Annotated in this window: 15 protein-coding genes; 12 read left to right on the top strand and 3 right to left on the bottom strand. The window is 37.9% G+C overall.

Going from position 1 to position 18888, the window contains the following annotated elements:
• Positions 1-30: 30 nt before the first annotated feature.
• From AAHB15_RS22610 to AAHB15_RS22585, 6 genes are all read left to right on the top strand, one after another.
• Entirely contained in the window at positions 31-1008 is a 978-nt protein-coding gene (locus AAHB15_RS22610) for an aldo/keto reductase (protein ID WP_335575761.1), read from the top strand.
• A gap of 481 nt (positions 1009-1489) precedes the next feature.
• The gene (locus AAHB15_RS22605; protein ID WP_335575762.1) at positions 1490-2338 is read left to right on the top strand and encodes a MurR/RpiR family transcriptional regulator; all 849 of its coding nucleotides are present in this window, start codon (positions 1490-1492) and stop codon (positions 2336-2338) included.
• Between the two features lie 647 nt (positions 2339-2985).
• Positions 2986-3639, top strand: coding sequence for an RraA family protein (locus tag AAHB15_RS22600; protein ID WP_420491237.1), 654 nt, complete (start codon positions 2986-2988; stop codon positions 3637-3639).
• Positions 3629-4552 (top strand): NAD(P)-dependent oxidoreductase, encoded by a 924-nt coding sequence (locus AAHB15_RS22595; RefSeq protein WP_335575854.1) that lies wholly within the window; start codon positions 3629-3631, stop codon positions 4550-4552. The genes AAHB15_RS22600 and AAHB15_RS22595 overlap by 11 nt, the downstream gene beginning before the upstream one ends.
• A gap of 495 nt (positions 4553-5047) precedes the next feature.
• Positions 5048-6346 (top strand): CitMHS family transporter, encoded by a 1299-nt coding sequence (locus tag AAHB15_RS22590; RefSeq protein WP_335575855.1) that lies wholly within the window; start codon positions 5048-5050, stop codon positions 6344-6346.
• A gap of 352 nt (positions 6347-6698) precedes the next feature.
• Complete coding sequence (locus AAHB15_RS22585; protein WP_342043389.1) at positions 6699-6884, top strand: Fur-regulated basic protein FbpA; 186 nt, start codon at positions 6699-6701, stop codon at positions 6882-6884.
• 479 nt (positions 6885-7363) lie between these two features.
• Here the strand turns inward: AAHB15_RS22585 and AAHB15_RS22580 are convergent, their stop codons facing one another.
• Entirely contained in the window at positions 7364-8605 is a 1242-nt protein-coding gene (locus AAHB15_RS22580; RefSeq protein WP_335575857.1) for a helix-turn-helix domain-containing protein, read from the bottom strand.
• Between the two features lie 388 nt (positions 8606-8993).
• Between AAHB15_RS22580 and AAHB15_RS22575 the strand changes: the two genes are divergently transcribed.
• The 4 genes from AAHB15_RS22575 to AAHB15_RS22560 all read left to right on the top strand — a co-directional run bounded on the left by AAHB15_RS22575 (position 8994) and on the right by AAHB15_RS22560 (position 15009).
• Positions 8994-10367 carry an MFS transporter gene (locus AAHB15_RS22575; protein WP_335575858.1) on the top strand — a complete coding sequence of 458 codons (1374 nt, stop codon included), beginning with the start codon at positions 8994-8996 and terminating at the stop codon, positions 10365-10367.
• Between the two features lie 134 nt (positions 10368-10501).
• Entirely contained in the window at positions 10502-12289 is a 1788-nt protein-coding gene (gene uidA, locus AAHB15_RS22570) for a beta-glucuronidase (RefSeq protein WP_342043388.1), read from the top strand.
• 203 nt (positions 12290-12492) lie between these two features.
• Positions 12493-13407, top strand: a complete 915-nt coding sequence (locus AAHB15_RS22565; RefSeq protein ID WP_342043387.1) for an ROK family protein — start codon at positions 12493-12495, stop codon at positions 13405-13407.
• 426 nt (positions 13408-13833) lie between these two features.
• Entirely contained in the window at positions 13834-15009 is a 1176-nt protein-coding gene (locus AAHB15_RS22560; protein ID WP_342043386.1) for a transposase, read from the top strand.
• A 442-nt stretch (positions 15010-15451) separates the two neighbouring features.
• On the opposite strand, the gene AAHB15_RS22555 is transcribed toward AAHB15_RS22560, so the two are convergent.
• Complete coding sequence (locus AAHB15_RS22555) at positions 15452-16276, bottom strand: helix-turn-helix domain-containing protein (RefSeq protein WP_342043385.1); 825 nt, start codon at positions 16274-16276, stop codon at positions 15452-15454.
• Positions 16277-16475: 199 nt separating this feature from the next.
• Between AAHB15_RS22555 and AAHB15_RS22550 the strand changes: the two genes are divergently transcribed.
• Positions 16476-17285 carry a phytanoyl-CoA dioxygenase family protein gene (locus tag AAHB15_RS22550; protein WP_335572060.1) on the top strand — a complete coding sequence of 270 codons (810 nt, stop codon included), beginning with the start codon at positions 16476-16478 and terminating at the stop codon, positions 17283-17285.
• A complete protein-coding gene (locus tag AAHB15_RS22545; protein WP_335572061.1) occupies positions 17239-18174 on the top strand; it encodes a sugar phosphate isomerase/epimerase family protein in 936 nt (311 codons plus the stop codon). The genes AAHB15_RS22550 and AAHB15_RS22545 overlap by 47 nt, the downstream gene beginning before the upstream one ends.
• Positions 18175-18512: 338 nt before the next feature.
• Here AAHB15_RS22545 and AAHB15_RS22540 read toward each other — a convergent pair whose 3' ends face one another.
• On the bottom strand, positions 18513-18833 hold the full coding sequence (locus tag AAHB15_RS22540; protein ID WP_342043442.1) for a winged helix-turn-helix transcriptional regulator: 321 nt from the start codon (positions 18831-18833) through the stop codon (positions 18513-18515).
• Between the last annotated feature and the right edge of the window lie 55 nt (positions 18834-18888).

Here is an 18888-nt window from a genome sequence, read left to right as displayed (position 1 = left end):
AAAAGATTGAATAAATATTGGAGGTTCATTATGGAATATCGTACAGTAGGAAAAACAGGAATTCAGGTTTCAAATTTATGTTTTGGTGCCATGTCTTTCGGCGGAGACGCTGATGAAGAAACATCTAAAGCCATGTATAAACGGTGTCGGGAAGCTGGTATCAACTTCTTCGATACTGCCGATGTTTATGGGCGTTCTGAGGAAATTTTAGGTGAATGCATCGCACATGAAAGAGACGAAATTGTTTTAACGTCAAAAGTGTTCTGGAACACGGGTGCTGATGTGAATGCGAGAGGCTTGTCTAGAAAACATATGATGCAAGGTATTGAAAATAGCCTACGTCGCTTAAAGACGGATTATATTGATTTTTATTTCGTCCATGATTTTGATGAACAAACTCCAATGGAGGAGACACTACGGACACTCGATGATTTACAGCGTCAAGGAAAGATTCTTTACTCAGCAGTAAGCAATTGGGCTGCATGGCAAATCACAAAAGCATTAGGAATTTCTGCAAAAGAGCAGCTCACTCGTTTTGAATTGATCCAACCTATGTATAACCTTGTTAAACGCCAAGCAGAGGTTGAAATTTTACCAATGGCTGCTTACGAACAAATTGGTGTCATTACTTATAGCCCACTTGGTGCCGGACTTCTTTCAGGAAAATATGGAGTGAATAAACGTCCTAAGCAGGGCCGCATTGTACAGAATGCCCGCTATGGCGACCGTTACGGTTCCGATGAAGATTTTGTCACGGCTGAACTGTTCACCAAGTATGCACAAGAACATGATGTTAAACCTGCAACTCTAGCAGTTGCTTGGGTCAAGGCTAATCCCGCTGTTACTGCCCCTATCATTGGTGCACGTAATTTAGACCAATTAGAAGATTCATTAAGAGCGGCTGATTTTAATATGACAGAAGAAATGTACGCTGAAATTACCAATTTATCAAGGACACCTTCACCTGCAACGGATCGAACAGAGGTATTAACTGGTAAATGGAAGTAAGGCTTACAATCTCTTGATGAAGAGGGTTAAGAAGGATGTATATCTGTACACCCTTCTTTTTTAACGGCTTAAAGTTCGCTTTAGGCAGTGCTTTTGTTGGAAGGAATTTGTTTTTATTTTGCTAAAACATTTCAGCAAAAGCCAATGAACTGTCACGAATCTTTCCTAGATTATGAGTTTAGTAGAGGGAATGGTTCGATTTCATTTCGTGAGATGAGGAAGGAATTCGAGAGTTTTCCAGCTATAGCGGGGTATTTTAAGAAGGGGTGAGGAGAAGAATTATAGTCGGGTCCTGTTGTGATTCAACTGTTTGGGAATATTACTAGCGGCAATTTAAAAAGGAAATACTTTTAATTCAATTTATGGAGAGCTTTTACATACAAGAACAAAGATGATAAAATCTCATTAATGGTTGTAATAAATCTTTTATACAAAAATAGAGATGTAAAATCTACTACATATGTTCAATTGGAGAGAGAGTATGGAGAATCCAATATTAAAGTTGAAAGATAAAGCCTCAAAGTTAACGGAAACACAACGTAAGGTTGCGGACTATATTATTAAAAACCCTTTAGATGTAGCATTTTTGACAGTTGATCAGTTAGCTGGGATTGTTGGTACGAGTACCACCACCATAATGAGATTAACTTTTAGTCTAGGTTATTCAGGATACGCAGAATTTCAAAAAGGACTTCAGGAGATTTTGCGAAGTCAAGCAGCGCCCCAAACTAGACTAGAGATAAATTTATTAGATTTAAATCAAAGTAATTTATGGCAGCGCTGTGCAGAGCATCAACTTCAAAATATTCAATCCACTTTTGAAATGATCACTGTTGAGACTTTAGACCAAACGTTGGAAATGATTGTATCTGCAGAACGAATTATTTGTACAAGTGTTAGGAGTGGGATGCCGGTAGCACAGTATTTAACTTTTGGCCTTAACCGCTTGCTTGGAAACTGTGATTTAATTGTTTCGGATCTAAGTGACTGGATTGATAAAGTAGCCAGTCTTACTTCCTCGGATTTAGTTATTGCAGCTAGTTTTCCAAGATATGCACGAAGAACAGTTGAATTTGTTAATGCAGCTAAAGAAAAGAATGCGAAAGTAATTTCCATAACAGACAGTTACTCTTCTCCTTTAGTGAAGTATTCTGATTTAATATTACCATGTAGTTCAAGCAGTATTGCTTTTCACAATTCTGCGATATCATCAATATTTGTAGCTGACTATCTTATCAGTGCTTTGGCTATAAATTATCCGGAAAAAGTAAAGTCTCGTCTTGATGAAGTTAATTCGATACTCACAAAAATAAATTATCACTATGAATAATTGAAATGACGAAGGTGATGGGAATAAGAAATTCGAATTTACAGTTTCATTCGAATTCTATGTTTCTGTGACCTTTTTCTTTTTCTTTTAACTTTTGAGCAGGAAAAATTGCTTAAACCCAAATACATAAAGTTAATAATACTGAATTTTTTAGGGTTCTCATACCATAAAATTCAGTATTATTTTTTTTACTTTCTGAATCCTCCTTGAATAAGTAATATTTATAACATTTATTCTGTCTGAGTTTTCTAACATTTTAATAAAAAAGCGTTTACTTCAATAAATAATAATGATAAGATACACTTAAATAGTAATAAAAATTACTACTATATATATTTAAGTAATAATTATTACACACAACAAAATAATCTCAAACTTAACAGTATAGAAAAACTGTGACCATTCAAAAATATTTGATTCCAACTTTAAATGATGATTTTTGAATGGGTATAACATTAATTGTTTAACTAGGTGAAATCAGGTTAAAAGTCCAGTATGTACTTTGTAGAAAAGTTAAAGGAAATAACTTAAATTTTCACCTAATCTATCAAATGGAATTAACACTCTTCAATGAAGTGGTGATTCATACATTATCAAAAATAAATAAGGGGTGTATGTCATTGTTTAAATTAGAGCCGCACTTATCTATGGAAATTATTGAAAGAGTAAAACGTCTTAACACTACACTTATATCGGATGCACTAGGATGCACTGGTTCCATGGATTACAAAATAAAGCCAGTAGCAACAGGGATGAGGGTTATAGGAACTGCCATTACAGTCAGCTTGAGGCCTGGAGACAATCTATTTCTTCATCAAGCGATTTATTCTGGGCAAGAAGGATATGTACTAGTTGTAGATGGTAAAGGTCATACCTCAAATGCTTATCTTGGAGAATTAATGGTTGGAGCAGCTAAGGCAATGGGACTTGAGGGCATCGTCATTGATGGATTGGTTCGTGATAAAGAATCCCTTTGTAAATTAAATTTCCCTATTTTCGCTAAAGGATTTATTCCCAACGGCCCTCTTAAGGATGGTCCAGGTGAAATAAATATCCCGATTTCTTGTGGAGGCGTATCTGTTCATCCAGGCGATTTGATATTAGGTGACGAAGATGGTGTCGTTGTCGTGCCAAGAGAAAAAATTAACGACACACTTGCTAAGGCAGAGAAAAAATTAGGTTATGAAGAACAACGTTTAGAAACAATCCAAGAATATGAAAGAAAACGACAGCAAGGCATTGAGGGAGGAAGTATTCAGCCTCCTTGGTTAAAGGAGAAAATGGAATCTTATGGATTGTAAAATAGGAGGCAGTGTAAAGATGAGATTAGGTTTAATTGGATTTGGTGAAGCAGCTTTTGAATTATCAATTGGGTTAAGGAAAGAAGGATTAGAAACAATTTACGCACATGATGTGATGTTAGATCATCCAATCTTTGGCGCTCAAATAAAAGAGCGAGCCAGTCAAGCTCAAGTCCAAATTCTTGCTACGCCGGAGGATGTGCTGAAACAAGTTGATGTAGTTATTGTGGCGGTACCCGCAGATAAATCTTACAGAGTAAGCGAAGAGTTGAAGCCACACCTAAAGAAAGACTGTATCTATGTTGATGTATCTGCTTCTACTCCTGTGGTGAAACAAAACATTTCGAAAAATATCGAGGAAAATGGCGTACTTTTTGTAGATGCAGCGATGATGGGCCCCTTACCGGTCTATAAACATAAAGTGCCCATCTTAGCGAGTGGTAGTGGAGTAGACCGATTTATCTCTTTGATGACCCCATATGAAATGGTCATCAAAAAAGTCAGTGGCAATCCTGGAGATGCTTCCGCAGTGAAACTAATCCGAAGTATTCATATGAAAGGTGTAGTGGCACTTTACTTGGAGTTGTTGGAAGCTGCACACGCATTTAACGTGGAAAAATTGGTGTTGGATTCGTTGAGTGAGACCATGGACAGCAACGGTTTTGAACAAACCATGAATCGGTTAGTAACTGGCACCTCTATTCATGCATTAAGAAGATCCATTGAACTAGAAGGGTCAATTCAAATGTTAGATGCTTCCAATATTAATTCATCCATGTCTAAAGCAGCAAAAGAAAAGCTTGAACACCTAGCCAAGCTTAACTTAAGGGGAAAATTCAAGGGACAAAAACCGGATAGTTGGTTGGACGTCATTGAAGCTTGTAAAGAAAAAAACAAAGCAATCAATAGCTAATAGGAAATTAAGGAATAATTATTAATATTTGTCTTATTGTTTCTATCAGGCCAAAACTTTAAAGTTTCGAAAAATAAATCTTTGTTGGTTTCTGGTCTGATTAATTATTATTGGACAAAATGTTATGAAGTATAGTAGGGTACTCTGGTTATAACAATTAATTATCTAATTAAAATGAAAATAGCCAATTAGTATAGGACTGATTTAGTATCTAGAATAAGGTGAAAGTAACAATTATATTCGTTCTATATTTACAATAACTTTTTTGCTAAGATTTATTAGATGTGCCTTAAAATATAGTTTCATAATAGTAAAAAATGTTCGACATATATTATTAACTTCATCGTAAAAAAATTATGATTATTAGATTTGTAAGCCTTTACAGAGGGGGGCATTGTCACTTAGTGTCTTTAATGTTTCATTGTGTTTATTTTATACGTGCTAAATAATGATAAGTAATATAGGAAAATCAACGAAATATGGAGGAATTATATAATGCTAGCATTTCTGGGATTTGCAATGATCGTGGTCTTTATGTACTTAATCATGACTAAGCGTTTGTCAGCGTTTAACGCACTAACTATTGTTCCAGTTGTTTTTGCATTAATTGGCGGTTTTACAGACTTGGGACCAATGATGTTGGGGGGGCTTGAGAAAATTGCTCCAACTGCTATTATGATTATTTTTGCCATTCTTTACTTTGGTGTGTTAATAGATACAGGTTTTTTTGATCCACTAGTATTGAAAATTTTAAAAATGGTAGGGGGAGATCCATTAAAAATTGTACTTGGAACGGCAGTTTTATCGTTGATAGTCGCTCTTGATGGTGACGGGACAATTACGTATCTTATTGTAGTAACAGCATTTCTTCCATTGTATGAACGTCTAGGTATGAATAAACTGATTTTAGCCTGTATTCCCGCATTGGCGATGGGGGTTATGAATTTAACACCTTGGGGAGGACCGGCTGTTCAAGCTGCTACAGCTGTAAATGTAGATATAATAGAAATGCTCTTTCCAATCATCCCTTCTATGGTTGCAGGTGGGTTATGGGTTCTGACCGTTGCCTATTTTCTCGGACGTAGGGAACGTAAGCGGTTAGGAGTTACCAATATCGATGTAGATATTAACGATGAGGTCGCTGCTACTCTTGACATAGGAATGGATTCATCAATAAAGCGGCCAAAATTATTCTGGTTTAATCTAGTTTTAACTATCTTAGTAATGTCAGCTTTAATTGCGGGCTTCTTACCGATACCTACTTTATTTATGCTTGGATTTGCGATTGTTATGGTTGTTAATTATCCTAACTTGCAGGACCAAAAAGACCGGTTGCACGCACATGCAGGGAACATCTTAACTGTTGTCTCTATGATATTTGCAGCGGGTGTTTTTTCGGGTATTATAGAGGGCACTGGAATAGTTAAAGCTATCGCAGATGTTTTAATTGCAGTAATTCCAGATGCACTTGGACCTCGATTAACCGCTATTGTCTCACTAATTAGTATGCCATTTACTTTTTTTATGGCGAATGCTCCCTTTTATTTCGGAATTATTCCTATCATGGCGGAAACTGCAGCCCACTTTGGGATTCAACCAATAGAAATTGGGCAAGCTTCATTATTAGGACAGCCGTTTCACTTGTTGAGCCCACTTCAAGGTTCTATTTACGTACTAGTAGGGCTTCTTGGTATTGATATAGGTGACCATATTCGCTTTTCAGCCAAATATGCGTTTGGGACTGCAGTGGTTATGACAATTGTAGGTGTTTTGATCGGAGTGCTATCTATTTAATAAAATAAACAATAAAAGCCTAAGTGTGCTTTAATTTTAGAATTTTAACCCTTATAGAGACATTACTTGATCGTAATTATAAAATTTTGAAATTAACTCCTGAATGCTAAATGAAAAAGAGGTTGTCATAATACCGGCCCTTGTCATCACGTTTTTAGCTTTGATTGTCCGATTCCATACCGTTTGTCAATGAAATCGCGAAGATACTGTCATGATGATAGTGTCTTCTTTATTTGATTTTAATTCATACTTTACTGATAGGAATTATAGGTTTATAATAAAATTAATCAAATAAACGAAATTAAATGTGGTTGTATTCAAGGAATGTTTTTGTAAAACTAAAGGAGTGTTTATGATGAGAAATAATGTTGAAAAAAGGCGACAAAAACTTATCAATAAATTAATTTTTTTAAACGTATATAACAAAGACGATCATAAGCTTAATGAGATGCCACTATCAAAATTAGAATATGAGTATAGAAGATTTAAATTACAAAACCATCCCCATGGTGAGTTTGGGTCTATTCAGTGGGTATAAAATAAATATGGTTACGTTACATTAGACTGTAGGGTGTTTCCACACCTGCGGTCTTTTTTTTGGCAAGGAATTCTATAAATTTTCCAAACACGTGGTAAGTGGCGAGGGCCAATTTCGGGGGGAGAATTAACAATATTCACCTGGAGGTTGTTACTAATTCTTACGGACATAGACCCGAGTACACTGGGTCTATGTCCGTAACCAAGTGTTGAAAAAAAAGCCATTTGATATCTAGTAGAACAAGCGATGAAATTTTTAAGCAGAATTTATAATTGTCTCCTGGAATTTAAATGAATAGCAGCTCCGGTATTGAAGCTGTTTTTCGTTTCTTAGCATAGGAACGGCGAGCTTCTTCTTCAAGGAACTATCTTGGCGAAAATAATGTTTCTACCCGTAAAAACACATAGACACTATTACTGATTTTACAAGGTGTGCGGCCAATAAAATTTTAGTGTAATTATTTACAATCTCTCAAATTTTTAAGAACCATTCAAATTTCCATTTATAAATTGTTTCGGTGTAATTCCAACAAATTTTTTAAAGACCTTGGCAAAATAACTTTGATCATGAAAATTCAGAAGGGTAGATATCTCCGCCAAAGTATAGCTAGAATAACTTAACAAGCTTTTTGCTTCCTCTATCTTAGTTTGCTGGATAAATTGCAGAATTGAGATTCCAACTTCCTTCTTAAAAAGATTGGATAGATAATTTGGATTCAAGGATGTTAATTCAGCTAGTTCTGAAAGAGTTATATTATCGTAAAGATGATTGAAAATAAAATTTTGGCACACGTTTATGGGCTTGGAATATTTATGTTTTTTACTATTTTCCACTCGTTCAGCGAATTCTAATAAGGCATTTTCTGTTAATTGATCGACTGCTTTACTTTCAGTTAGTTCCTCGAGTTTCTGTATATACAAATCACTTAGATTGTAGGCTATTTCTTGATAAAGTCCACCTTCCACTGCTGCTCTTGTTGCGAGTGTGATAATTGAAATAGCTAGATTTTTTTGGCTTCGCAAATAACTTGTCTTCGAAAGTACTCCTTTTTTTCCTTGTTTTTGATTAGTATGGAAAGTTTCTATTAATTTATCTTTTTTCCCCATCTTTATATAATTTAAGAATTTCTTTTCAATTGATATGTCCGTATGAACAATTTTAGTTTGGCGTCCTTCGGTTATTTGGAAATCCGGAGGCTCTATCTCAATTCTTTTCTTATTTACTTCCTCATTATTTTTCAAGATATCTACCAATTCTAATTTTTGTTGATAAACCATGTAATAAATGACCATGCTCATATTAATAAAATTAAAATTACTTATAATGGGAAGTTCAGTATAATACCGAACCATCTCTTCTTTATTTATACTGATTTGCAGGTCTCTTAAGGTACCATTGATGGTTTCCTCAGTCATCCTAAAATTAATAAAAGGGCCAACGATTATATTTCCGCTAAATTGATGATTTGAATATATACTAATTGAAAAAAATTTCTCTAGGTATTTTGTTTCCTTTAGTACGGGAAAATCATGAAGTCCGGTTCCCGAAAACAGTTCGGCTATAATAGCAGAATTTGAAGGATACAAGGGATTATGCAGAGAATTAGGGGCTGTATCATAGACTAAATCCCCGCGATTATTATAAAAGTAAACTGGTATTTTATACATGTTAAAAGCTAATTTACAAATATATTCGATATCCTCTTGTTTAAAGATATGCACTCTTAATCCCCCAATCTTGTATAAAAAGAGAATGTAAATTAATGTGTGATTTTTACTTTTTATCTGTAAAATATACCATAATATATTAAAAATAAAAACTATAATCTTTTTAAGAAATCGATTTCAAAAGTTTAATAAGGAGGTAGAGCTAAGAAACAAGAGTGGAGAGGTTATCTCGCAAGCAATGCTAATTAAGCGTACTCATTTAAATTAATGCAACTTATAATTGGCAAAAGGGATTTATGCATGGAAAAGGAATCCTAATAATAATTCCAATTTCTTTAGTAAAATTAAACAAAATGTAAGCGAATTCAAAAGTAAGTATTAAGCAATCCATTATTTACTATTCGCAATCTATCGAAAATCAAAATTTTTTGAGGTGACTTGTATGCGTCCATTTGGTTTCAGAGATAAGATCGGGTACTTGTTTGGTGATTTTGGAAATGATTTCTTTTTTGGCCTCGTAGCATCATTTTTAATGGTCTATTACACTGACGTTTTTCATCTTAATCCTGCAGGCGTGGGGGGATTATTCTTGTTAGCTCGTTTGTGGGATGCAGTTGCAGACGTTTCATGGGGTCGCTTTATTGATACAAAAAAAGCAGGGAAAAACGGGAAATTCAAGCCTTGGATTTATAGAATGTCATTCCCGCTTGTGATTTCAGGTATATTAATGTTTATTCATATTCCAGGGATGTCAAATGGATTTTATACAGCATATGCCTATGTAACCTACATCCTTTGGGGAACATTGTATAGTACAGTTAATATTCCGTACGGCTCAATGGCTTCTGTAATTACAGCGGACCCAGTAGAACGTACAACTTTATCAACTTGGAGATCTCTTGGAGCAACTTTGGCACAATTAATTGTCGGAGTAGTCGGACCATTGCTCATGTTCGTAAATAATAAAGCTGATGCTAATCACTTTTTAATGGGAGCCATTATTTTCGGAATTCTATCAATCTCAAGTTATATGGCTTGTTATAAATTAAGTGTTGAACGAGTTGTAATGAATGAAACCGCAAAACCAAATGTTAATTTGGCAAAAACCCTAAAAGGTATTTCAAAAAATAAGCCATTAATCGTTTATCTTATTGGATCCCTTATATTCTTAATTAGTTTAATGTTAATTGGAACTGTGAATACTTATTTGTTTAAGGATTATTTCGGAAATGCAAAAATATTAAGTATGCTCAGCCTTGTTCAATCAGCAACGATATTTATTGGGATGCCGCTTGTTAAACCCTTGGTATCAAAGTTTGGGAAAAAAGAAGTAGCTTCGGCAGGGTTCTTGCTTTCAGCAATGGTCTACTTCATTTTATACCTATTGCCAAATTTGTCAGCGATACAATATATTGCGATTTTATCAATCGGCATGTTTGGTTATGCCCTATTTAACTTAGTTAGTTGGGCGTTCATTACGGACTTAGTTGATTACCATGAATATTTAACTGGTTTACGTGAGGACGGAACCATTTATTCTCTATACTCTTTTGCCCGTAAAGTAGGACAGGCTGTTGCCGGCGGTATAGGTGGTGCAGCGGTTGCAGCGGTTGGCTATAATCCAGCACTTCAGTCACAAACTCAAAGTACACTCAATGGAATCCATACACTTGGCACTTTAGTACCAGCTATAGGTCTATTGTTGGTTTTTGCATTTATTGCCTTCTTATACCCATTAAACAAAAAACGTACAGCCCAACTTGTAATTGATTTAGAAGTAAAAAGAAATGAAATGAATTCTGGTAAAACCGCATGAAAAAAAGGAGATAGTTATCTTACACTATTAACTATCTCCTTTAAAAATAAAATAAATTTATTAGAAAAGTTACTTTCTTTGCCATTCGATCAAAGTACACTGAATCTATTATTCTATTAAGAGGAGATTTAGAGATGTTATATCCTATCATTACTGAAACACGTAGCATAATTGATTTAAATGGGATTTGGAATTTTAAGCTCGATCCAGGAATTGGATTTCAAGAAAATTGGCATAATGCCAAATTATCCGATACTAGAAGCATGGCTGTTCCATCATCTTTCAATGATATTGGGGTGAATTCAAGTATACGTGACCATGTTGGTTGGGTTTGGTATGAGCGAGAACTTACACTTCCGAATATTCTTGCCGCTGAACGAGTGGTTTTGCGATTTGGTTCTGCCACACATTTAGCAAAGGTATATGTAAATGGAGAACTCGTTGTTGAGCATAAAGGTGGTTTCTTACCATTTGAGGCGGAAATAAATAATTTTTTACAAAAAGGAAAAAATCGATTAACTGTTGCAGTCAATAATATTGTGGATGAAACGACCTTACCGGTTGGCTTTGTAACGGAAAAGGATATTCCCGGCGGTGGAAAGGTTATTCGGAACCAGCCTAATTTTGACTTTTTCAACTACGCTGGTTTGCACCGCCCAGTGAAAATTTATACAACACCGGCTACTTATGTTAAGGATGTAACGGTTATAACTGAATTAGATGGAAAGGTTCATTATTCTATTGATGTAGCTGGTTCGGCACATGTAAAAGTAAAGGCTGTAGACGATTTAGGTGTTGTCGTTGGAGAGGCTGAAGGAGTTTCCGAGACAATTACAATCCCAAACGTAAAGCTGTGGGAGCCATTAAATGCCTATTTGTATACACTTCGGGTAGAGCTGAAAAAGCATGGAGAAATCATTGATGTTTATGAACAGCCATTTGGTGTCAGGACAGTAGAGATAAAAGAAGGGAAGTTCCTTATCAATAATAAGCCTTTTTATTTCAAAGGCTTTGGCAAGCATGAAGATACGCCTATTCATGGAAGAGGATTTGATGAAGCAGCAAATGTTATGGATTTCAACCTAATGAAATGGACTGGAGCAAACTCGTTCCGTACGGCCCATTATCCGTATTCGGAAGAAATCATGCGTCTTGCTGATCGTGAAGGGTTTGTCGTCATTGATGAAGTGCCAGCAGTCGGTTTGCACTTGAACATGATGGTCATGTACAACGGAGGTAACCTTCGGAATACTTGGAAGGAGCTCAAAACCTTCGAGCATCATCAACAGGTTATCAAGGAATTAATTGAACGTGATAAAAACCATCCGTCGGTCGTTATGTGGAATATAGCAAATGAACCTGCATCAGAAGAAGAGGGGGCATATGAATACTTTAAGCCGCTAGTTGAACTGGCAAAAGAACTTGACCCGCAAAAACGACCTATTACTCTCGTAACTCAAATTGAATCTTCACCAGAAAAAGACCAAGTTGCGGAACTACTGGATATCCTTACTTTTAATAGATACTACGGTTGGTATGTTGATGGCGGTGATTTCGTGTCAGCTAAAGAAAAGCTTCGTACAGAATTTAATGGCTGGCTTAAACGATGCCCTAACAAACCGTTCATGATGACCGAATATGGTGCTGATACGGTTGCGGGATTGCACGATGTAGAGCCGGTTATGTTTACAGAAGAATATCAAGTAGAGTTCTATAGGGCAAATCACGAAGTGTTTGATGAATTTAACCAATTTGTTGGGGAGCAGGTGTGGAACTTTGCTGATTTCTCAACAAGTCAAGGAATTATCCGTGTTCAGGGAAATAAAAAAGGAATCTTTACCCGTGACCGAAAGCCTAAGTATGTCGCACATGAGCTGCGAAGACGCTGGACAATCATTCCTGATTTTAACTATAAGGGCTAAGTCTTACTATAGTAACTTTTAAATTTTCTAGAATGTAAAGGAATTCTATTGACCATTAATAAAAGCAAAACTCACAGGAGTCATTGCGGGTTTTGCTTTTTTCAATTCTAATGGCTAGGTCAAAGTCGTGGTGAAATATGGAAGGTCTTTTTGTGTCAAAAAAAGAGTACCCCCGGAGGAATTCAGTAGAGAGGAGATTAATAATGTATTTAGTAATTGATATAGGAGGAACTTTTGCCAAATATGCATTGATGGATGCAGCAGCAAATATTGTGATAAAAGGAAAACGGCTGACTCCAAGAACAAATGTAACCGATTTTGAGAATGTGATTTTTTCTATTATTGAGGAGCATGTTTTGTCAGATATAAAAGGGATTGCAATCAGTTGTCCAGGAACAATTGATGTAGACACAGGTATGATTTATTTTGGTGGTTCATTTCCATTTTTACATGAAGTAAATCTGAAAAATAAAATTGAAAAGAAATATGGTAAAGAAGTGTTTATCGAAAACGATGCAAAGTGTGCTGCCTTAGCTGAATTATGGCTTGGTAGTGTGAAGGGTACTAAGAATTCGGTGGTGCTCGTACTAGGAAGTGCAGTTGGAGCAGGAATCATTATTGATGGAAAACTTCATCGTGGGGTCCATCTTTCTGCTGGTGAAGTAAGCTATATATTGAATCAAATCAACCCACAAACAAGAGCAGCAGAATATTTTGGATTGATTTGTTCTGCTGTTGATATGGTACGCAGGATTGCCGAAATAAAGAAACTTGAAGATTCAACAGATGGAGAACAAGTGTTTAAATACATTAACAACAACGATGTAGAAGCCAATGCCATCTTCAATGAATATTGCATTAACTTAGCAGCGCAAATATTAAACCTACATTATATTTTAGATCCGGAAGTTTTTGCGATTGGCGGCGGAATTAGTGTTCAGCCAATTTTGCTCGAAAGAATTCAATGGGCTATTAATGAAATCAAAAATGCCAATCCTTTGCATACAGCAAACCCTAAAGTTATTGCTTGTAAGTTTCATAATGATGCCAATCTTTATCGGGCACTCTATCATTTCTTTGTTAGCAAAGAAAACACATTTTCTCTTAGTCACCTATGATAATTAATAGGGGCTTTTTTTTGTGCATAACGGTGCTAAGCGCGGAGTCAGGATTGGAGCTATCATGTGTAATAAAAAAACCTTTCCGACTATATTAAAGTTCCTCTTTATAATGATACATTTGATTTTATGATTGATACAAAAATTTATCAACCTAACTCCTTGGATATCAAGGCTTTCCCTATATCAATTCGACAGTTGATACATTGCGTTATCAGTTTGTATGGTTCCATTAATCTATAAATACCGTAGAGATAGCATAAAACCAATCAATTCTTAGAGGCGCTCTGTTGGCATAATGTTTGCAATATTTAAATTAAAAGTACATCACTTTTGTATTAAGGTTGGAAGGAGGTTAGAAAAAACAATTTTGTAAGCGGTTTCTCGGTTGGTTATTATTTAAAAAATACAAAGGGGAAATATCACATGCTAAAAATTGATTTTGAAAATCATTTTTACGATCAAAGTTTACTAGAGGAATTATCTAAAAGACAACAGCCGCCATTTTATAGAAAAGAAAAGAATGTGATTACTTGGACAGATGCCATTACAATGCCTCAAGATGCTATACTGCCATTCGGAAAAGGTAAAAGGGTGCATTTTAAAAAGTACGGACAATTCAATACGGTTGAGGGAAAAAACAACGACGCTGGTTTAACCTACGAAAACGGAGTTTTATATTGGAATGGTTTAGAAATGAAAGTTCATATCCCAATGAAAGATAAATACATACAGAAGGCTCTACTCGATGAAATCGCCTATTGTCGCCTGGTTCGAAAGACAATTTGGGGGACAGTCAAATATTATTTGCAGTTAGTATTAAAAGGTACTCCTCCACAAAAACACAATACTTGTGATGGTGAAGTCGGATTAGATATTGGTATATCAACCATTGCTGCTGTATCGGATAAAGAGGTAATGATTGAGGAATTTTGTGAAGGCTTAGATATGTTGGAGAAAGAAAAACGGAGAATTTTTAGAAAAATGGATAGGCCTAGGAGGGCGACCAACCCAAATAAGTACAATGAAAACGGAACTATAAAAAGGGGGAACAGAGATAAATGGATATGTTCTAAACATTATTGGAAACAGTTGTTTAAGCTAAAAGAAAACTGCCGTAAGATAGCCTCTGTTCGAAAAATCATGCATAATAAACTAGCTAATACTATTCTCAAGATGGGAAACCAGGTATATTTCGAAAAAATGAATTACAAGGAGCTCCAGAAAACAAAGTTCGGCAAAAGAATTGGATACAAAGCACCAAGCATGTTTTTATCCATTATTAATAAAAAACTATCTTATCAAGGATTAAAAATTGAGGACGTAAATACTTGGGGGGTGAAAGCTAGCCAGTATTGCCATATGTTAATTGATTATCAGAAGAAGAAGTTGTCTCAACGATTTCACATCCTACCGGATGGAACAAAAATACAGAGAGATTGTTACTCCGCATGGCTAATTAAAAACGTAAATAAAGCAAAAAATAAAGTAAACAGAAAGAAATGTATAACCGAATATTTTTCGTTTCTTGAAAACTACAAAAAGACCGAAGAGTTTCTTCGGTCGTTAAATAAAAAGTTTATATCTAGTAACGGATTTTAAATTAAACCTTTGCCGTGTTGAATCCCACGGAAGAACAGGAAATCTATGACGTTAGTTTTAGATATCTCTTGTTTGGCAGGTTAAAGCCGGATGCGAATACTAAATGGCGACTGGAAACCGTCTGGTTTCCGCCATGTCTAAGACTGTATTTCTTTTGCGTGGAAGAGCTGTTCGTTCGCGAATGTTGCATGGAAAACGCATGAGTCTAAACGGCAAGAATTGAATTATCTTATGTTCTTGATTAGTAAGGAAAGGAGAAAGTACATTTACCCTTCATTCAAAGAAGGTCTAATCTTTTAGATCCACCCTATTTCAATGGGGTGAGGATTCAGTCTCATGTATGCAGTATATCATCGGTTTTGAAAGCTATTGAAGTAATGTTGGAAAGCGATCAGGTTCGACAAGTGAGGCATTTATGCATTTATGTTCCCTGTAAAATCAACTAATTTGGGCGCAGCTTTTCTTTGGACCGGACGCTTTGGCTGAATTCGCTTGGAGTCAGCCCTATATATTTGCGAAACTGCCGGGTAAAGTGGTTGTAATTTTGAAAGCCCACGTCATGGGCAGCTTCAGTTGCATTCCGATTCGTATGTGAAAGAAGTAAGGCAGCCTGCTTAATTCGCATGCGGTTAAGTGCCTCCACAATAGATTCGCCGGTATTCTCTTTAAATAGATGCGATAGTCTCGAAGCGGAGAGCCCAACACTGCGGGCCAGATCTTCGACTCGAACCGTCTCCTGCATCCGCTGGGCGAGCAAATACAGCGTTTCTTCAATCCGCGGGTCAAACCCGCTGGTTTGCTGTTTTGCGAGCAGCATCAGGACCTCCCGCAGTGCGCTCAGGCACAGCTCGTGCCAATAAGGACCTCGTTCCCTTGAGTCAGACAGAATTCGGAGAAAAGCCTGATAGATCCGCTCCCTCACCGCTTGCTGCTCAATCTGCCGAATGGTCAGCGCATCGAGTGGCAGTAGACTCGCATCCATGAAGCCGCCAGTAAAATGCGCCCAAACAAAATGCCAGATTTTTCCTTTTGGCGTGCCATATCGATGGGGTGCTCCCGGCTTCAACAGTGTTACATCCCCGGCTCTTACGCGCTGCTCGCAGCCGTCTGCCTCGAAATAACCTTCACCGCCTAGCGTGTAAGTGATAAGCCAGTCGCTCATCCCGTCCGGACGTACGGTAGAATAGGTGTCGTGCTCGTGGAAATGTCCGGCGATCACCATGCTGTAGGCCAATCCGTCATAGTTGGAGGGGCGGTCGAGTTCCATAGTCCTCATCCTTTTCTAAATAGTATTTTATTGAGGATAGTTTAGCTTAACTAACGGCAGCACACAAGTGTAATTGTGGAGAAATAGCAGAATCGTATGCATTGTTAGCAAGATCCATCCTTCTTCTAATGGTTATTCTAACTGTAAAATGAAGATGTGCTAAATATCACTTGCAGTAGAAATAGGGGAGGATAAAAACATGGTGTATAATCATCGAGTGTTAACTGATGAGCAAAAGCAACAATTTGAAACGGAAGGTTATTTAATTGTCAAAGGATTGTTTACGGAGGAGCAACTGGCGGAGATTGACAGAACCTTTGTGGACATCAGCCATCAGGTGATCCCGGGGCATTTTGAGCCGGATTTGCAAGAGGAAACGACCGACCCGCTAAAGCGTTATCCGAGGGTCATGCATCCGCACCGGTTTAATGAAACAGCCAAACGGTTTATGCTGCATCAACCGGTATTGGATGTGCTTGCTGATTTGTATGAGGAAGAACCATTGGCGGCCCAAAGCATGTTCTATTACAAGCCTCCGGGCTCACGGGGACAGGCGCTTCATCAGGATAACTTTTACTTAAAGGTCGAGCCGGGAAACTGCATCGCCGCTTGGACGGCGATTGATCCGGCGGATGAGGAGAATGGCGGGCTGTTAGTCGTGCCAAAGACGAGTACGTATGATATCGTATGTCCTGAATTGTCCGATTCCAAGGAATCGTTCACTACACACTATGTTAAACCGCCGAAGGATCAGAAGGCAATTCCGGCAGTGATGGAGAGGGGCGATGTGCTCTTTTTCAATGGGAATCTGATTCACGGCTCATATCGCAATAAGACGAAAGATCGTTTCCGCCGCTCGTTCATTTGCCACTACGCCAACAGCTCGGCCACGCGCATTTCCACGTATTATCGTCCTCTGTACCGTGCCGATGGGACTCCGGTGGAACTGGAGACCAATCCGAATGGAGGACCGTGCGGCGTTGAATACGATACACCGTATATCCACTAAACATGAGCCACGGCTAGAGGTGCTGATGTCCTGGTGGGGGATGAACGGACTGGGAGTTCGAAACGGCGCTGGTGACGAATGGAGCATGGAGGAGAAGGTGCGGTGCATCGCCGAAGCGGGCTACGACGGCATTAACGGCATGCTGCCGGAGGACATGGAGGCCGAACGATGGCATCGGTTGCTGGATCAATACAACCTTTCATACAGCGTAAACGCGTATCCGAAAACGGCGGAGGAACTGTACGTTTTTCTTTGCAAGGCAAAATCGTTCGGAAGGGTCGATTTCGTCAACGTACAGGTGATAAGGCCGTTTCTGGTCGGAGAGCAAGCGGTGCAAATGCTTGCGGACATGGCGGAGATGTCGCGGTCTGCGGGCATCCCGACGTATATTGAAACGCACCGCGGTACAATCACGCAGGATCTGCTGCGCACGGTAGAGTATGCTCAGCGCTTGCCTGGACTTGAGCTGACGATCGACTTTTCACATTATGTCGTTGCCGGGGAAATGCATACGGTGTCGGACGAGGCAGAAGAGCTGCTCCGGACGCTGCTCCCTCGGACGAAGAGCATACACGCTCGCGTATCGAACGGGGAGCAGGTGCAGATCGATATACCCATGTTTGGAAGCGTGGATGGGGAGGGTGCCGCTGACCGCGAGTTCGACCATCCGATGTTGAATCACTTTCAACGTTGGTGGCTCGGAGGGATGCGCAGCTGGCGTCAAACGGCACAGCAAGACGAGGTGCTGCCGTTTGTCTGCGAGCTGGGGCCGCCACCATATGCGATCACGGTCCGCCGCCAGGACGATGTGCAGTACGAGGTGAGCGACCGCTGGACGCAAGCACTGCTGTTTGCCCGGATCGCCCGGTCCTTATGGGAACAGGTTTAAACATAAAAGAGCAGGTTAATGTGTAGGTTTTAAAACCTGTTTACCAATTGGAAAAGTCCTTGTAAATCAAGGGCTTTTTCGGATTAAAAGCAATGCCTTGCATCAAGGGCAAACATATGAGTAAAGTGAGAAAACACCGAGCGCCAATTTTAAGGGGTGCGTTGGTGGACTTTAGGTTATTCTAGGCCATTAGGTGCTGGAACAGTTTGTTGCCGAAGGAAACGGGTATGCCAACTTCTAAATCTTCGGAAAATAAATTATTAATGAGGAAACTCGAAGAGTTGGAATCACAAAATCTAGGCTTTTGCGTTTTTTATTGTTTATTTAATAAAGTTGATTTATTTCTCTTTCATCCAGCAAGAAGCCCATTGACTAATGGGTCCAAGTATTTTTCCTAATTCGCTTCCTTTTTTAGTTAATAAATATACCGTTCTAATTGGTCGCTCTGGAATAACTTTACGTAAAACAATCCCATGCTCTTCTAATTCTTTCATTCTTTCCGTCAACACCCTTTTACTTAAATCAGGGATAAGTGAATTGATTTCACTAAAACGTTTTGGTCCGCTAGATAATACATATATGATTAATCCAGTCCATCTTTTTCCAATTAATTCAAAAGTTTTTTCAACCTCAGGACATAGGTCTGCCTGTTCTTCCATCATTGATAACCTTCACCTCTTTCAAACAGACTAAATATTGTTCTTGTTTACTTAT

The sequence above is a fragment of the Bacillus sp. OTU2372 genome (genome assembly GCF_038440275.1).
GTDB lineage: Bacteria > Bacillota > Bacilli > Bacillales > Cytobacillaceae > Neobacillus > Neobacillus bataviensis_B.
The sequence above is the reverse complement of the archived record's forward strand: the minus strand, read 5'-3'. Positions and strand labels throughout refer to the sequence as shown.

Bases quoted from the DNA above. Each gene is read 5' to 3' on its own strand.
- AAHB15_RS22610 (WP_335575761.1), top strand. From the start codon at position 31: ATGGAATATCGTACAGTAGGAAAAACAGGAATTCAGGTTTCAAATTTA.
- AAHB15_RS22605 (WP_335575762.1), top strand. From the start codon at position 1,490: ATGGAGAATCCAATATTAAAGTTGAAAGATAAAGCCTCAAAGTTAACG.
- AAHB15_RS22600 (WP_420491237.1), top strand. From the start codon at position 2,986: ATGGAAATTATTGAAAGAGTAAAACGTCTTAACACTACACTTATATCG.
- AAHB15_RS22595 (WP_335575854.1), top strand. From the start codon at position 3,629: ATGGATTGTAAAATAGGAGGCAGTGTAAAGATGAGATTAGGTTTAATT.
- AAHB15_RS22590 (WP_335575855.1), top strand. From the start codon at position 5,048: ATGCTAGCATTTCTGGGATTTGCAATGATCGTGGTCTTTATGTACTTA.
- AAHB15_RS22585 (WP_342043389.1), top strand. From the start codon at position 6,699: ATGATGAGAAATAATGTTGAAAAAAGGCGACAAAAACTTATCAATAAA.
- AAHB15_RS22575 (WP_335575858.1), top strand. From the start codon at position 8,994: ATGCGTCCATTTGGTTTCAGAGATAAGATCGGGTACTTGTTTGGTGAT.
- uidA (WP_342043388.1), top strand. From the start codon at position 10,502: ATGTTATATCCTATCATTACTGAAACACGTAGCATAATTGATTTAAAT.
- AAHB15_RS22565 (WP_342043387.1), top strand. From the start codon at position 12,493: ATGTATTTAGTAATTGATATAGGAGGAACTTTTGCCAAATATGCATTG.
- AAHB15_RS22560 (WP_342043386.1), top strand. From the start codon at position 13,834: ATGCTAAAAATTGATTTTGAAAATCATTTTTACGATCAAAGTTTACTA.
- AAHB15_RS22555 (WP_342043385.1), bottom strand. From the start codon at position 16,276: ATGGAACTCGACCGCCCCTCCAACTATGACGGATTGGCCTACAGCATG.
- AAHB15_RS22550 (WP_335572060.1), top strand. From the start codon at position 16,476: ATGGTGTATAATCATCGAGTGTTAACTGATGAGCAAAAGCAACAATTT.
- AAHB15_RS22545 (WP_335572061.1), top strand. From the start codon at position 17,239: ATGGAGGACCGTGCGGCGTTGAATACGATACACCGTATATCCACTAAA.
- AAHB15_RS22540 (WP_342043442.1), bottom strand. From the start codon at position 18,833: ATGGAAGAACAGGCAGACCTATGTCCTGAGGTTGAAAAAACTTTTGAA.